At 68.8% G+C, this 14,085-nt stretch carries 15 protein-coding genes; 6 read left to right on the plus strand and 9 right to left on the minus strand.

Annotated features, from left to right (window positions below; translation table 11 throughout):
- Positions 1–3: 3 nt before the first annotated feature.
- On the plus strand, positions 4–1,302 hold the full coding sequence (locus ACFJI0_RS13070) for an NAD(P)/FAD-dependent oxidoreductase (protein ID WP_382325406.1): 1,299 nt from the start codon (positions 4–6) through the stop codon (positions 1,300–1,302).
- A gap of 20 nt (positions 1,303–1,322) precedes the next feature.
- Positions 1,323–1,796 carry an EVE domain-containing protein gene (locus ACFJI0_RS13075; RefSeq protein ID WP_382325407.1) on the plus strand — a complete coding sequence of 158 codons (474 nt, stop codon included), beginning with the start codon at positions 1,323–1,325 and terminating at the stop codon, positions 1,794–1,796.
- A 6-nt stretch (positions 1,797–1,802) separates the two neighbouring features.
- On the opposite strand, the gene ACFJI0_RS13080 is transcribed toward ACFJI0_RS13075, so the two are convergent.
- Entirely contained in the window at positions 1,803–2,786 is a 984-nt protein-coding gene (locus ACFJI0_RS13080) for a formylglycine-generating enzyme family protein (protein WP_382325409.1), read from the minus strand.
- Positions 2,787–2,813: 27 nt separating this feature from the next.
- Positions 2,814–3,662: a cupin-like domain-containing protein gene (locus tag ACFJI0_RS13085; protein ID WP_382325411.1), complete on the minus strand. Its 849-nt coding sequence runs from the start codon at positions 3,660–3,662 to the stop codon at positions 2,814–2,816.
- 224 nt (positions 3,663–3,886) lie between these two features.
- Here ACFJI0_RS13085 and ACFJI0_RS13090 point away from each other — a divergent pair, with 224 nt between their 5' ends.
- On the plus strand, positions 3,887–4,285 hold the full coding sequence (locus ACFJI0_RS13090) for a hypothetical protein (RefSeq protein WP_382157099.1): 399 nt from the start codon (positions 3,887–3,889) through the stop codon (positions 4,283–4,285).
- 56 nt (positions 4,286–4,341) lie between these two features.
- Here the strand turns inward: ACFJI0_RS13090 and ACFJI0_RS13095 are convergent, their stop codons facing one another.
- From ACFJI0_RS13095 to imuA, 5 genes are read right to left on the minus strand one after another with little or no spacing between them, the layout of a single operon-like run.
- On the minus strand, positions 4,342–4,962 hold the full coding sequence (locus ACFJI0_RS13095) for a LysE family translocator (protein WP_382325413.1): 621 nt from the start codon (positions 4,960–4,962) through the stop codon (positions 4,342–4,344).
- Between the two features lie 26 nt (positions 4,963–4,988).
- On the minus strand, positions 4,989–8,123 hold the full coding sequence (locus tag ACFJI0_RS13100) for an error-prone DNA polymerase (RefSeq protein WP_382325415.1): 3,135 nt from the start codon (positions 8,121–8,123) through the stop codon (positions 4,989–4,991).
- On the minus strand, positions 8,107–8,637 hold the full coding sequence (locus tag ACFJI0_RS13105; RefSeq protein WP_382325417.1) for a hypothetical protein: 531 nt from the start codon (positions 8,635–8,637) through the stop codon (positions 8,107–8,109). The genes ACFJI0_RS13100 and ACFJI0_RS13105 overlap by 17 nt, the downstream gene beginning before the upstream one ends.
- A 13-nt stretch (positions 8,638–8,650) precedes the next feature.
- The gene (locus ACFJI0_RS13110) at positions 8,651–9,418 is read right to left on the minus strand and encodes a Y-family DNA polymerase (RefSeq protein WP_382325419.1); all 768 of its coding nucleotides are present in this window, start codon (positions 9,416–9,418) and stop codon (positions 8,651–8,653) included.
- Positions 9,363–10,184, minus strand: coding sequence for a translesion DNA synthesis-associated protein ImuA (gene imuA / locus ACFJI0_RS13115; protein WP_382325421.1), 822 nt, complete (start codon positions 10,182–10,184; stop codon positions 9,363–9,365). The genes ACFJI0_RS13110 and imuA overlap by 56 nt, the downstream gene beginning before the upstream one ends.
- Before the next feature lie 412 nt (positions 10,185–10,596).
- Here imuA and ACFJI0_RS13120 point away from each other — a divergent pair, with 412 nt between their 5' ends.
- Both ACFJI0_RS13120 and ACFJI0_RS13125 read left to right on the plus strand, forming a co-directional pair.
- A complete protein-coding gene (locus tag ACFJI0_RS13120) occupies positions 10,597–10,947 on the plus strand; it encodes a nucleotidyltransferase domain-containing protein (protein ID WP_382157089.1) in 351 nt (116 codons plus the stop codon).
- 19 nt (positions 10,948–10,966) lie between these two features.
- Positions 10,967–11,458 (plus strand): hypothetical protein, encoded by a 492-nt coding sequence (locus ACFJI0_RS13125; protein ID WP_382325423.1) that lies wholly within the window; start codon positions 10,967–10,969, stop codon positions 11,456–11,458.
- A 9-nt stretch (positions 11,459–11,467) separates the two neighbouring features.
- On the opposite strand, the gene ACFJI0_RS13130 is transcribed toward ACFJI0_RS13125, so the two are convergent.
- Together ACFJI0_RS13130 and ACFJI0_RS13135 are read right to left on the minus strand one after the other, a co-directional pair.
- A complete protein-coding gene (locus ACFJI0_RS13130) occupies positions 11,468–12,616 on the minus strand; it encodes a PLP-dependent aminotransferase family protein (protein ID WP_382325635.1) in 1,149 nt (382 codons plus the stop codon).
- Entirely contained in the window at positions 12,511–13,062 is a 552-nt protein-coding gene (locus ACFJI0_RS13135; protein ID WP_382325425.1) for a DUF2917 domain-containing protein, read from the minus strand. The genes ACFJI0_RS13130 and ACFJI0_RS13135 overlap by 106 nt, the downstream gene beginning before the upstream one ends.
- 65 nt (positions 13,063–13,127) lie before the next feature.
- Here ACFJI0_RS13135 and ACFJI0_RS13140 point away from each other — a divergent pair, with 65 nt between their 5' ends.
- Positions 13,128–14,078: a LysR substrate-binding domain-containing protein gene (locus ACFJI0_RS13140; RefSeq protein ID WP_382157084.1), complete on the plus strand. Its 951-nt coding sequence runs from the start codon at positions 13,128–13,130 to the stop codon at positions 14,076–14,078.
- The last annotated feature ends 7 nt before the right edge of the window (positions 14,079–14,085 follow it).

Raw genomic sequence — 14,085 nt, forward strand, 5'->3', positions numbered from 1 at the left:
AGAATGCACACAAGAATCGTGATCGTGGGCGGCGGCGCGGGCGGCCTGGAACTGGCCTGCAAACTCGGGCGCAAGCTCGGCGCGGAGCAGGTCACCCTGGTCGACCAGCAGCTCTTCCACATCTGGAAACCCTCGCTGCACGAAGTCGCCGCCGGCACGCTGGACATCCACCAGGAAGGCCTGTCGTACGAAATGCTCGCGCACGACAACCGCTTCACCTTCTGCTTCGGCGCCATGACCGCGCTCGATGCCACCGGCAAGACCCTCACCGTGGCGCCCATCACCGACGAAACCGGCGATGAACTCATCCCCGAGCGCACCCTGCCCTTCGACCAGCTGGTGATCGCGGTCGGCAGCACGGCCAACCACTTCAACGTGCCCGGCGCGGCCGAACACACGCTCTCGCTCAACCGCCCGGCCGACGCCGAACACTTCCGCCTGCGCATGCTCAAGCTGCTCACCGCGGCCGAACTGCGCAAGAGCGCGGGCTCGCAAGCCCAGGTGCGCGTGGTCATCATCGGCGGCGGCGCCACCGGCGTGGAACTCGCGGCCGAGCTGCGCGAAGCCAGCGTGGTGCACTCGCGCTACGGCTTTCGCCGGCTCGACCCGCACCGCGACGTGCAGATCACCCTGCTCGAAGGCGCGGCCCGCATCCTCGCGCCGCTGCCCGAAAAAGTGTCCACCGCCGCCGCGCAGCTGCTGCGCGAACGCCACGTCACCATCGAAACCAACTGCCGCGTCGCGCGCATCACGCCCGAGCAGGTGGAAGACGCCACCGGCCGCGTGTTCGCGGCCGACATCGTGGTCTGGGCCGCCGGCATCAAGGCCCCCGACGTGCTGGGCACGCTCGGCCTGCCCACCACCCGCGCCGGCCTGCTGGAGGTGGAAGGCAACCTGCTGGTGAAAGGCCAGACCGACCTCTACGCGCTGGGCGACTGCGCCGCCTGCCCCACGGCCGATGGCGGCTTCGTGCCCCCACGCGCGCAGGCCGCGCACCAGCAGGCCAGCTACCTCGTTGACGCGCTGCTGCGCCGCGCCAACGACCGGCCCGCGAGCACCCGGCCCTACGTCTACAAGGACCACGGCTCGCTGGTTTCGCTGGGCACGCAGACCTCGGTCGGCAACCTCATGGGCAACCTGTTCCGCTCCACCTGGTACGTGCAAGGCATGTTCGCCCGCATGATGTACGTGAGCCTGCACCTGATGCACCACCAGGCCGTGCTCGGCACACTGCGCACCGGCGTGCTGGCGGTGGCGCGTTTCCTGGTGAAGCGGGCGACACCGCTGGTGAAGCTGCATTGAGGCAGAGAAAGGACACCACCATGACCCAATACTGGCTGATGAAATCCGAGCCCGACGAGTGCTCGATCGACGACGCGCTCGCCGCCCCGAAAGCCACCGTGCCCTGGACCGGTGTGCGCAACTACCAGGCCCGCAACTTCATGCGCGACGGCATGCAGGTCGGCGATGGCGTGCTGTTCTACCACTCCAGCTGCCCCGAACCGGGCATCGTCGGCATCGCGCGCGTGGCCTCCACCACGCGGCCGGATCCCACGCAGTTCGACGCGAAGTCGCCCTATTTCGACGCCGCGTCGAAACCCGACGCGCCGCGCTGGCTGCTGCTGGACGTGCAGGCCCTGCGCAAGACGCGGCTGATCGGACTGCCCGAATTGCGCGACACGCCCGAACTGGCCGACATGGTGGTGCTCAAGCGCGGCAACCGGCTCTCGATCACACCGGTGAGCGTTGAGCACTGGAGGCTCATCACCGACCAGCTGGCCGGCGATCGAAAGTAGCGCCGCTCAACGAGCGGCTTCGCGCACCAGCCGGATGCCCACCAGCGTGTAGCGCGTCTGCACCGTGTTCCAGTTGCGGAACGCGCACCGCGTGTACAAGGGCCAGGTGTGCCAGGAGCCGCCCCGGCGCACTTTCACCACACCATCGGCCGGGCCCGTCGGGTCGTCCACGGGCGACTGCGCGTAGTAGTCGTCCCCGTGCCAGTCCGACACCCACTCCCACACATTGCCATGCATGTCGTGCAAGCCAAAGGCGTTCGCGGTGTAAGAGCCCACGGGCGCCGTGAACGCATGGCCATCGCGACCGGGCACCGCCCGATCGCGCCAGGCCGGCCAGTTCGCGGCAGCGTCTTCGTCGAACGTGTTGCCCACCCCGATCAGCCCCGCCGGGTCGTCGCCATGCTGGTAGCGGCCCGTGCCGCCGGCACGGCACGCGTACTCCCACTCGGCCTCCGTCGGCAGGCGGTAGGCGCGGCCCTCCTGCTGTGACAGCCAGCGGGCCAGCGCGACCGCGTCGTTCCAGGTGACGTTCACCACCGGGTGGTCTTCGCCCTGCGCGAAGCCGGGGTTCTGCCAGGAGTAGCGCGGGGACCGCCCCTCGAACGCATCGCGCCGGGGGCTGGTGGCGGGGTCGTAGGCCGGGTTGTAGCCATAGCCCCCGGTGCCGTCCGCGATCGATTCGGGCACATGGCCCGAGCGCCGCAGGAACGCCCGGAACTGACCCACCGTGATCTCGTGCCGGCTCATCTCGAAGGGCTTGGTGATGCGCACGCGGTGCACCGGGGCTTCGTCCGACAAGCCCTCGAAGCGGGACCGCTCCAAGGCGGGATAGGCCGCCGCCAGCGCCTGCACCGATTCGTCGCTGCCCATCAGGAACTCGCCCGCCGGCACTCGAACGAACGAAATGCCGAGGGAATCGACGGTGGTGGTGCGCGGTGTGGCGCACGCCGCGAGAAGCGCCACCAGGGCCAGCGATGCCCAGGTGAACACAGCAGCGCCTCTGGGACCCATCGTCGTTTACGCGGTCAAGCGCGCGTACCCTCGAAATGCCAAGGCCTTCAAGGAATCCATGCGATGGCTCTGGCCCACCGCCATGGGCGAGGTCCCCCATTTCTTCCGCACCCGGTGGTTGAACCTCATCGCGTTGAGCTGCTTGAGCGTTCGGGTGTCGTTGAAGAAAATTGACAAGGTCACCGACACCTCGGGACCATTTTTCACGTGATGCCCGGCCAGGAAAGGGATATGAAGCGCGTCCCCCGGTGCGCAGTGGTACGACACCCCCAGGCCCTCGCAATCGGGCTTCCATTTGAGGGCGCCCACCTCGCGCTCCATGTGCGACTCGTACTCGGGCTGCGTGATGACGCGCTTGTCCAAGGGCGGAAAAACGGTGACCTCTTTCGAGCCCGCGATCTGCAGCAGGAAATTCGATGCCCGATCGAAATGGAAGGGCGTGATGCTGTGGGGCGACGAGAGAAAGATGTAGGAGCGGGGCTCGATGGGCACGCCATGGCCGCGCGCTTTCACGGTCCGGGCGATGTCCTTCACCAGGTCGTCGTGAAGCCCGCGGAAGGCGGGGTGGCTTTCCGGCTCCCGGATCATGATGTACGAGTTCGACGTCGGGAGGTTCTCGACGATCTTTTCGATCGGCAAGGCTTTGCGCCCCTCGGTGATGGCCGTCTCGAAGTCCTCGTCCTTGCTCATCTTGTGGCCCGAAAAATAGATGAGATCCTTGTTGATTTCGGGGATGGCGCGCTGGATGTTTTCCAGGTTCAACGCGGGGTGTTCGAACAGTTTCTGTTTGAACTGGAAGGACACCTTGTCGATCATGGAAGACATCTCCATGTCCGTGTCGAATACCTGGTACATCGAATCTCCTGTGGAACGCGGTCGGGCCGTGGCATTGTGCGGTGCCTTCGCCGCGCTTCCTGGATGGCCAGCGGCATATCAGGGCAAAAATCACGAAGGATGGAAAGACCGCGCCGGGCCAGCGTTGCTGCTTCTCCTACATGGCTCGGCGCGCTTTTCCTACGGAGGGCATGCAGCCGCAGGGCGAAGATGAAGTTTCTCGAAACCCTCAGGAGATTAAAACCATGTACATCAAGACACTCACCGCCATCACCCTGTGCGCCGCCTCTGCCATCGCATCGGCCCAGGCCATGACCAAGGCCGAATACGACGCGGCTAAAGACCGCGTCGAGATGAACTACAAGACCGCCAAGAAGTCCTGCGATGCCCTCAAGGACAACGCCAAGGACATTTGCGAAGTCGAAGCCAAGGGCAAGGAAAAGGTCGAGAAGGCCGAGCTGGAGCACAAGTACAAGGCCACGCTGGGCAACGCCCGCAAGCTCGAGGAAGTCAAGGCGGACACCACCTACGACCTCGCCAAGGAAAAATGCGAAGACCAGGCCGGTGACGCCCAGAAGGTGTGCAAGGCGGACGCCAAGGCGGTTCACGACCGTGCTGTGAAGGCCGCCAAGGAAAAGGCTTAAACAGCTTCTCCCATCGCGCGAACCGCCCTTCGGGGCGGTTTTTTTGAGCCGCCCCCTCAGCCGCGCAGTGGCAGCGCCAGGCCAATCGCCACGAAGATGCCGCCGCAGACCTGGTTGAAGCGCTTGCCCACGCGGCGCAGCCAGGGGCTGATGCGCGCGGCCATGCCGGCGATGAACAGCTCGGTGATGGCCTCGACCAGAGCGAAGGTGCCGGCCATGATCAGGAACTGCAGCAGCAGGCTGCGGTGCGGGTCGATGAACTGCGGCAGGAAGGCCGCGAAGAACAGGATGCCCTTGGGGTTGGTGACGGCGGACAGGGCCCCCTGCCGGAACAGCGAGCCGCCTGAGCGCGCCGGCCCGGCCCGGTCGCCTTCGGTGAGCTGCACGCCCACGGGCGGCGAGCGCCAGACCTGAATGCCCAGCCACACGAGGTAGGCGCCGCCGAGCCACTTCAGCGCGGTGAGCCACACCAGCGAGGTCTGCAGCAGCGCGCCGATGCCGAACATGGACAGCGCGATGACCGCCACGAAGCCCAGCGTGCCGCCGAAGATGGTGAACAGCGTCTTGCGCTGGCCGTGCAGCACCCCATGCGTGAGCGCGAGCAGTCCGTTGGGGCCGGGCGAGAGGGACAGGCCGGCGGCGGCCAGCAGGTAGATGAGCCAGGTGTCGAGGTTCATGGGGGCGATGCTAGCGCCGATGGGCCTCAATGGAAATCCCGACTCACGGTGGACAGGCCGTTGAGCAGGGGCGTGAGGTCTTCGAGGTGGCCGGCGATGAGGTTGCGCGCCTCGCCCTCGCGCTGCCACACGCCACGCACGGCCAGCAGGCGCGCGCCGGTGAGCACGGCGCGCTGGCGTTCGCGGATGCGTTGCCACACGATGACCTGCACCACGCCGGTTTCGTCTTCCAGGCTCACGAACACCACGCCCGAGGAGGTGCCGGGCTGCTGGCGCAGGGTGACGATGCCGCAGTGGCGCACGAGGCGGCCGTTGGGCGCGTCCTTGAGTTGTTCGGCGGTCATGAGCCGGCGTTGCGCGAGTTCTTCGCGCAGCAGGGCGAGCGGGTGGCGGCGCAGGGTGAGGCCCAGGCTGGCGTAGTCCCACACGATGGCTTCGCCTTCGGGTGCGGGCGGCAGGGCCAGCGGGGCTTCGTCCACCGGCGCGCCCTTGAGCAAGGCCGGTGGCGGGCGCAGCGCGGCGGCGTCCCACACCTGCTGGCGGCGGTGGCCGCTCAGGCCCATGAGGGCGTCGGCGGCGGCGAGCGCTTTCATCTGCGGCTGGTCCAGGCCGGCGCGGCGCGCGAGGTCTTGCGCGTTGCGGAAGGCTTGTTGCGCGCGCGCCTGCACGATGCGCTCGGCCGCTTCCTGGCCGATGCCACTGACCAGGCGCATGCCCAGGCGCACCGCGCCATCGGCGTCGAGGATGCTGTCGCGGTCGCTGTGCAGCACGTCCACCGGCCGCACGACCACGCCGTGGCGTTTCGCGTCCTGCACCAGCTGGCTGGGCGTGTAGAAACCCAGCGGCTGGCTGTTGAGCAGCGCGGTGAGGAACTCGGCCGGGTGGTGGCATTTGATCCACGCGCTCACATAGACCAGCAGCGCGAAGCTGGCGGCGTGGCTTTCGGGAAAGCCGTAGCTGGAGAAACCTTTGATCTGCTCGAAGATGCTTTTGGCGAACTCGGGCTCGTAGTCACGATCGGTCATGCCCTTGATCAGCCGCTGCTCGTATTTCTGCACGTTGCCGTGGCGTTTCCAGGCGGCCATGGCGCGGCGCAATTCGTCGGCCTCGCCGGGTGTGAAGCCGGCCGCGAGCACGGCGATCTGCATGCACTGCTCCTGAAAGATGGGCACGCCCATCGTGCGGCCCAACGCCGCCCTCAAGGCCCTTCCGCCCTCCGGCCCGGGAAAGCTCACCGGTACCTTGCCCTGCCGCCGGTTCAGATAAGGATGCACCGCCCCACCCTGGATGGGCCCGGGCCGCACCAGCGCGACCTCGATCACGAGGTCGTAATAAGAACGTGGCCTCAAGCGCGGCAGCATGCTCATCTGCGCGCGGCTCTCGATCTGGAACACGCCCACGGTGTCGGCGGCGCAAATCATGTCGTAGGTCGGGCCGTCGTTGTCCGGGATGTCCTGCATGCAGAACGCCCGCCCGTCTTTGTCACCGAGCAGGGCCATCGCCTTGCGCAGCGCGGTGAGCATGCCCAGCGCGAGCACGTCCACCTTGAGCAGGCCGACGGCGTCGAGGTCGTCCTTGTCCCACTCGATCACGGTGCGGTCTTTCATGGTGGCGTTCTCGATCGGCACCAGGCGCGAGAGCGGCAACTGCGTGAGCACGAAGCCGCCGGTGTGCTGCGAGAGGTGGCGCGGAAAGCCCATGAGGGTGGAGGTGAGTTCCAGCAGCTGGCGCACCTTCAGCTGCCCGGTGTCGAGGCCGGCCTCCTGGAGCCGTTCGGGCGCGATCGCGTGCCCGTCCCACCAGCGCGACTGTTTGGCCAGCACATCGAGCGAGCCTTCCGCAAAGCCCAGGGCCTTGCCCACGTCGCGCAGCGCGCTGCGCGGGCGGTAGCTGATGACGGTGGCGGTGAGCGCGGCGCGCTCGCGGCCGTATTTCCCGTACAGGTACTGGATGACTTCCTCGCGCCGCTCGTGCTCGAAGTCCACGTCGATGTCGGGCGGTTCGTCGCGTTCGCGCGAGATGAAGCGCTCGAACAGCAGGCCCGTGCGCCCCGGGTCCACTTCGGTGATGCCCAGGCAGTAACACACCACGCTGTTGGCCGCCGAGCCCCGGCCCTGGCACAGGATGGCTTTCGAGCGGGCGAAGGCCACGATGTCGTGCACCGTCAGAAAGTAATGCTCGTACCGCTTGTAGGCGATGAGTTCCAGCTCGTGCTCGATCTGTTTCGCAAACGCCTCGGGCGTGCCCTGCGGCCACCGCCTGCGGGCACCTTCTTCGGTCAGCTGGCGCAGGTGGCTCTGCGGCGTTTCTCCCTCGGGAATCACCTCGCTCGGGTACTGGTAGCGCAGTTCGTCCAGCGAAAAATCGCAGCGCGCGGCCACCGCCAGGGTTTCGGCCAGCAGGTCGGCGGGGTAGAGCTGACCCAGCGTGAGGCGCGCGCGCAGGCGCTGCTCGGCGCTGGGCTCCAGCGCGAAGCCGCATTCGGTGAGCGGCTTGCCGATGCGCGTGGCGGTGAGCACGTCGTGCAGGGGTTTGCGCGAGCGCACGTGCATGCGCACGTCGCCCACGGCCACCAGCGGCACGGCGGTGAGCGCGCTGCTCTGGCGCAGCTGGTGCAGGCGCATTTCGTCGTCGAAACGGCAGAGCTGTTCCACGCCGAGCCAGCAGCGGCCCATGAAGTGCTGCAGCAGCCAACGCGCGATGGTGTCCATCGGATCCTGGTCGCTGTGGCGGTCGGGCACGGCGATCACCACGCAGTCGGCCAGGGCCGCGGCATCGATGTCGCCGACCGTCAACCGGTAGGTGCCCTTGGGGGCGCTGCGGCGCAGGCGGGTGATGAATTCGCACAGGTTGCCGTAGCCGTTGAGGTTGCAGGCCAGCACGACCAGGGTGAAGGGCGCGTCGCACCGCACCTGGAACTGGCTGCCGATCAGCAGCTTGAAGCCGTGCTTTTTCGCGGCGACGTGGGCGCGCACCACGCCGGCCAGGGAACACTCGTCCACCAGGGCCAGGGCGCGGTAGCCCAGGGCTTGCGCGCGCTCGACCAGTTCCTCGGGGTGGCTGGCGCCGCGCAGGAAGCTGAAGTTCGAGAGGCAGCGCAGCTCGGCGTAATCGGGAAGGGCATCGGCGTTCATGGCGGTGCCTTCAGGCGAAGTGCCCATGCAGGTACCAGGCGGGCGCGCCGTCCAGCCGGGTCTGGAACACCCACAGCACGCCGGCCTGCGGGGACAGGGCCACCCAGTAGTCGCGCACCACGTTGCGCATGCGCTCGGCGCCTTCGACGCGGTCCCACCAGCCGCCCTCCACGCGCTGCGGCCCGAGCAGCATGACCAGTTCGCTGTCGTGGTGGACCGGCCGGTGGTCGCGCACGGCCAACCGCAAGGGCATGGGCAGCACGAAGCCGGGCTGTGGCAGTTCGGTGCCGGGCGCGCCCTGGCGCGGCAGGGGCAGCGTGGCCGGCTGCCAGCGGCACATCCATTCGGGGCGGTGGTCTTCGCACAGCACCGGGCGCAGCACGCGCTGCGGCCCCAGGCGGGCGGAGAGCCGCTCCAGCACCAGGCCCAGTTGCTCGCCCTGGCGCACGGTGTCGGGCAACAGCGAGGCGCTCACGTCATGCAGCGGCCGCACCTCGGTGCGCACCATCACCAGGTCGCCCACGGGCGCGAGCAGTTTCACGCGCGCCAGGTGCTCACCCAGCAGGCGGCAGAGGTGTTCGATGTCGCGCGTGGGCTCGGCGGTGCGGATGGTGATCTCGCCGCCCTCGCCCGCCCGCGCGCGCGCGCATCGCGTCGTGTGCCCAGCGCAGCGTGAAGGCGGTGACGCCCGCGCGCCGCGCGGCCAGCCAGCCGCTGAGCACGCGCAGCAGGCGCCGCGCGCCGAACAGCAGGGCCGGCGCCTGCTCCACGCGGGCCATGAGTTCGAGCCGCTCTTCAAAATGCTCGGGCAGCGCCACCCAGTCGTGCGCCTCGGGCGCGGTCCCGTAGGCCTGGTCGAGCGCCTGCAACAGGAGCTGGTCGAAGCGGCGGCCCAGGCCGCTGCGCGGCAGCGCGCGCACGTCGCCCAGCGTGCGGCAGCCGATGTGTTCGAGCGTGAGCCGGTGCGGCCGCACGGCGCTCAGCGTGTCCATGGGCAGGGTGTCGAGCAGCGCGGCCAGCGGGCGTTGGAAACCGTTCTCGATGCCGGCGCGCGCCAGCGCGAGCGCGGCCAGGCCGTTGGGCGCCCAGGCCAGCTGCGCCACGCCGAGTTCGCGGGCTTCGCCCCACACGCGCTCGCGCAAGGCACGGCGGCCACCGAACAGGCGCGCGCTGGCCGCCACCTCCATGAGCACGGCTTCGTCGGCCAGGGCTACGCGGGGCGTGAACTGCAAGGCCCAGGTCGCCAGCGCGCGCTGCGGCGCGGCCTCAGTGGGCGGGGCTGTGCCGGCGCTCGGGCTGGGCAGCAGGGCGGACCACAACATGCTCGTTCTCTTCGGTTCGGGGCATCCACCGGCTGGGCTCACGCAGCCGGGGTGGGAGGATGGTGGCCAGGCCACCCGGCACCGAGGGCAGGTGCAGGGTGGCCTCCAGCGGCGGGCCCTTGCGCTTGGCGATGCGCAACTGCAGCTCCCAGTCCACCCCCACGCAGGCCTGCACGCGCAGCGGCGCGGCCGACGACTCGCCCAGGGCGTGCATGGGCCGGCACACGAACACCGGCGACTCGAAGCCGGTGGCGAGCACCTGCAGCCGGCGGATCTGCGCTGCCCTCGCCCGCGGCAGCCAGGCGACGATCGCGCCGCCGGCCTGGGCCTTGATGAGCTGCTCGGCCGACCACAGGCGCTCGGCCGCCGTGTCGGCCTGCACCCAGACCAGCTGGCGCTCGTCGAGGCCTTCGAAGCGCAGGCCGGGCAGGTGCGGCGACAGCGGCGGGCCGATCACCACCACCGCCTGCCCGGCGGCACAGACTTGGCGCAGCGCCGGCCCGAGCAGGCGCCATTCCAGCGTGCCGCTGTGCGGGGTGAGGATTTCGGTCAGCCCGTGGCCGGGCCAGCCACCGCCAGGCAACTGCGCGTCCAGCGCGGCGAAGCCGCTGGGCCACACCGCCGAGACCGGCGCGCCGAGCTGGTCACCCCGCCACAGCGCCGCGGCCACGGCCGCCGACAGGCCACCAGCGGGCGGCGGCACCGGGCGAACGGGTGTGGGGGCCGGGGACGGATCGTCCTCCTGCCAGAAAACGGCGGGCAGCATGGCGGGATGGATGCGCGGGGAAAATGGGCAGCTTCAAAATACTGTATCTCCGTACAGTATATGAAAGCCCAAGTCCTGTCCATCTGAAGGGCAAGCGGCGGTTCATTAAATATTGTGGGGGTCTACGTTTTTTGTAGAATGCGCCATGGTTCCCGTTCACTCCGCTCGACGCTCTGCCCGGCCTTCTTCCGGGGGATCGGGTGCGCCCGTCTCCCTGCTTTCGCCTGCGGAATACGCCAAGGCCTATGGGATCAGCGCGGAACGGGTGCGGCAGTTGTGCCGCACCGGTCGAATCCCGGGCGCCGCCCAGCACAGCCTGGGGCCGCTGACCCTGTGGCTCATCCCCTCGGATGTGGCCGACCCGAGGCTGCCCCGGGGCAGGCCCGCCAAACCAAGGGCACCTGAACCCCCAATGCACGTGCAGACGCGGGCCCACCCCAGGCTCTCGCTCCACCAACCTGATGCCGGCACACAGCGGCAGGCCGAAGCGCGTCTGCGCCTGGGTCGGCAAGAGGCGCGCGCAATCATCGCGGCCATGAAGAAAAAAGGCGTGACGGTCCGGCTCTTCGGCTCGATGAAAACAGGCCAGACCACGCCCCACTCCGACATCGATCTGCTGATCACCGACCCCGGGCCGCTGGGGGCCATGCGCGCGGTCTCCGAAACGCTGGCCGAGCGCCTCACCATCCCGGTGGATGTCGTGGCCGAAGAGACCATCGGACCCGACGCCTTTGCCCGCATACAGGACAGCCTGAATGCATAGAAGAGACTTCGAGGCCGAGATGGCCAAGCTCGACAAAGAGCTGGAGGAGTTCGGGCGCTGGGAAGCTCAGAACCCCGCCGCAGGGGACTGGGCTTACGGCAAGCTGGCCGGCGCCACGGTCAACAGCGTCTATACCGGCATGGAGACCATTCTGGAAGCGATCCTCAAGCGGACGGACCCGCCCATGGCGCAAGACCCGGCCTACCACGCCAGGTTGATCAAGACCGCCGCGGCCGCCACCGGGACACGCGATGCCTTGATCAGCGAAGCGCTGCAGCAACTGCTGGATGATCTGCGCGGCTTTCGCCACGTGGGCCGCAGGCGCTACGGCAGCGAGATCGACCCGGAGCGCGCCAGGCACGTGCTGCACAACGCCAGGCAAGCAGCGCCGCTCTTTCGCCAGGAAATGGCCTTGGCCATCACGGCACTGGAAGAAGTGCTGGCCGTGGCCGAGGCGGAGCGGCTGGAATCCCGCAAGGCCGAGAGCCGCACCAAGAAGCGCTCTGGCTGACGACGCCGCTCAGACCGCCTGGCCCAGGCGCCCGATCCCTTCCTCGATCTTCTCCAGCCCCACGGTGGCGAAGGACAGGCGCAGCGTCGCGTGGTCGGGGTTGCGCGCGAAGAACGGCGCGCCAGGCACGAAGGCCACGCCTTTTTCGATCGCGCGCTTGGCCAGCTCACCGCCGTCCTTCACCTTGCCACCAGCACCCGTGAGGCTGGCCCAGACGAACAGGCCGCCCTGGGGTTGCACGAAGTCGATCGCGTCGCCCAGCTCGCGGCGCAGGGCGTTGCCCATGGTGGTGGCGCGCTCGGCGTAGACCTTGCGCACCTTGTCCAGCGTAGCGGGCATGCGGCCGGCCTTGAGGTACTGCGCGGCGGTGGCCTGGGCGAAGGTGCTGGTGTGGGCGTCGCTGAACTGCTTGCACATGGTGGCCTTGGCCAGCAGCTCGGCCGGGCCCACCATCCAGCCCACGCGCAGACCGGGGCTGAGCACCTTGCTCAAGGATCCGCAGTGCACCAGGCGCTCGCGGCTGCCGGGCACGCTGGGGCTGAGCGCGAGCAGGCTGGGCGGCGGGGCCGCGCCGAAGTAGAGGTCGCCGTATGGATCGTCTTCGACGATCAGCGTGTCGTGCTTCACCGCCATCTCCAGCACCCGCTTGCGCCGCTCCAGGCTGAGCAGGCCGCCGCTGGGGTTGCCGAAGGTGGGGATGAGGTAGACGAACTTGGGCTTGTGTTCGGCGATGAGCTTTTCCAGCTCGTCGGTCTTCACGCCGTCGCCGTCCACCGGCGCGCTGATCAGCTCGGCGCCGTAGAGGCGGAAACACTGGATGGTGGCGAGGAAGGTCGGGCCTTCGACGATGACCTTGTCACCGGGCGAGACCAGGGTCTTGCCCAGCAGGTCCAGGCCCTGCTGGCTGCCGGTGGTGACGATGAGGTCGTTCGCGCCCACGTCCTTCGCGCCCTTGCTGGCCATGAAGGCGGCCAGCTGTTCGCGCAGGGGCTGGTAGCCCTCGGTGGCGCCGTATTGCAGCGCGCCTCCGGCCTCTTCGGTCAGCGCGGCGTTCACCGCTTCACGGATCCCGTCCACGTCGAACATCGCGCTGTCGGGAAAGCCGCCGGCAAAACTGATGATGCCGGGCTTGCCCAGCAGCTTGAAGAGTTCGCGGATGGCGGAGGTTTCGACGTTGTTGAGGCGGTCGGCGAAGGGGATGGTGAAGGGCATGGTGGCGGTTTCCGTGAGGTCGTGATGGACAACGGCCTCCATTCTCGCGCACCGGCGTGGGGCGCCCTCAGGCGGTGCGCAGACCCGCGCGCGCGGCGCCGGGGCAGCCAGTTCCAGCGCGAGGCGGTGGCGCGCCGCGCGCAGGGCAGCGGCTCCAGCCGCAGCACGGCGGTCTGCAGGGCGTAGGCGATCACGCGGTGGTGCGGTTGGGCGACGAAATGCTCGCCCGCGTTGAGGATCACGTCCTGCTGGTCGTGGTCCAGCGTGATCCAGACGCTGCCTTCGCGGCAGACCAGGCGCAAGGCGCCCGAGGGGATGGCCTTCACGGCCCGGTGGGGCATGTTCAGGTCCACGGTCAAGGTGTCGGTTGTCATGGAACACTCCTTTCGCATCAGGGATGTGCATGACTGTACGGAGCCGTCCTATACTGGACAAACGTTCATTTCGAATGCTTCGCATGCCATTCAAGAATGTGAAAACCGGCGCCGAACTGCTCCCGCTGCCGCGCTCGCAGATGCTGCGGCTGGACCTGCTGCCCTGCTTCGACGCGGCGGCGCGCACGCTGAGCTTCACGCTGGCCGCGCAGGAGCTCAACCTCACGCAGTCGGCCGTGAGCCGGCAGATCCAGCTGCTGGAAGACAGCCTGGGCACGCCGCTGTTCGAGCGGCGGCACCGCGCGCTGGTCTTGACCGAAGCCGGCGAGGTGATGCAACGGGCCACGCGCGATGCGCTGGAGCGGCTGCGCGACGCCTCGGCGCGCGTGCGCCCCGGCCCGCGCCTGCGCCAGGTCGCCATGACCTGCACACAGGGTTTCGCTTCGCTCTGGCTGATTCCCCGCCTGGCCCGCTTCGCCGCCGACCATCCCCTGGTGGACGTGCGCATCTCCGCCACGATGGACATGATGGACCTGGAGCGCCATCGGCTGGATGTGGCGGTGCGCTTCGTGCCGTCCAGCGCTGGCCGCGGGCGGGCGCTGTTCGAAGAAGTGGTGCAGCCCCTGTGCGCGCCGGCCCTGCTGCGCCAGCCGGGCGCGCCGCTGCGCCAGCCCGCCGACCTGGCCCACCACACGCTGCTGACCGTGGAAAGACCCGCCGGCCACGCCATCACCTCGGACTGGGACCCCTGGTTCCAGGTGATGGGCCTGCAGGACATGCGCATGAAGAACGCCATGCACTTCACCCAGTACGCCGACGCGGTGGCCGCCGCCGTGGCCGGCCAAGGGGTGGTGATCGGCCGGTTGCCGCTGCTGCAGTCGCTGCTGGACAAGAAGCAACTGGTCGCGCCCTTCCGCAGCGGCGGCGCGGCCACGCGCCGGGGGTATTACGTGGAAGTGGCGGAGCACGCGCACGACAACCCCGACGCGCTGGACTTCGCGAACTGGCTGCGCGCCGAGGCCGAGCGCGGCTGAGCTGAGC

The sequence above is a fragment of the Hydrogenophaga sp. UC242_53 genome, from assembly GCF_042696965.1.
Taxonomy (GTDB): domain Bacteria; phylum Pseudomonadota; class Gammaproteobacteria; order Burkholderiales; family Burkholderiaceae_C; genus Hydrogenophaga.

Excerpts from the sequence above, each read along its gene's own strand:
- ACFJI0_RS13070 (WP_382325406.1), top strand. The coding sequence starts at position 4 with ATGCACACAAGAATCGTGATCGTGGGCGGCGGCGCGGGCGGCCTGGAA.
- ACFJI0_RS13075 (WP_382325407.1), top strand. The coding sequence starts at position 1,323 with ATGACCCAATACTGGCTGATGAAATCCGAGCCCGACGAGTGCTCGATC.
- ACFJI0_RS13085 (WP_382325411.1), bottom strand. The coding sequence starts at position 3,662 with ATGTACCAGGTATTCGACACGGACATGGAGATGTCTTCCATGATCGAC.
- ACFJI0_RS13090 (WP_382157099.1), top strand. The coding sequence starts at position 3,887 with ATGTACATCAAGACACTCACCGCCATCACCCTGTGCGCCGCCTCTGCC.
- ACFJI0_RS13095 (WP_382325413.1), bottom strand. The coding sequence starts at position 4,962 with ATGAACCTCGACACCTGGCTCATCTACCTGCTGGCCGCCGCCGGCCTG.
- ACFJI0_RS13100 (WP_382325415.1), bottom strand. The coding sequence starts at position 8,123 with ATGGGCACTTCGCCTGAAGGCACCGCCATGAACGCCGATGCCCTTCCC.
- ACFJI0_RS13110 (WP_382325419.1), bottom strand. The coding sequence starts at position 9,418 with ATGTTGTGGTCCGCCCTGCTGCCCAGCCCGAGCGCCGGCACAGCCCCG.
- imuA (WP_382325421.1), bottom strand. The coding sequence starts at position 10,184 with ATGCTGCCCGCCGTTTTCTGGCAGGAGGACGATCCGTCCCCGGCCCCC.
- ACFJI0_RS13120 (WP_382157089.1), top strand. The coding sequence starts at position 10,597 with ATGCACGTGCAGACGCGGGCCCACCCCAGGCTCTCGCTCCACCAACCT.
- ACFJI0_RS13125 (WP_382325423.1), top strand. The coding sequence starts at position 10,967 with ATGGCCAAGCTCGACAAAGAGCTGGAGGAGTTCGGGCGCTGGGAAGCT.
- ACFJI0_RS13135 (WP_382325425.1), bottom strand. The coding sequence starts at position 13,062 with ATGCGAAAGGAGTGTTCCATGACAACCGACACCTTGACCGTGGACCTG.
- ACFJI0_RS13140 (WP_382157084.1), top strand. The coding sequence starts at position 13,128 with ATGCCATTCAAGAATGTGAAAACCGGCGCCGAACTGCTCCCGCTGCCG.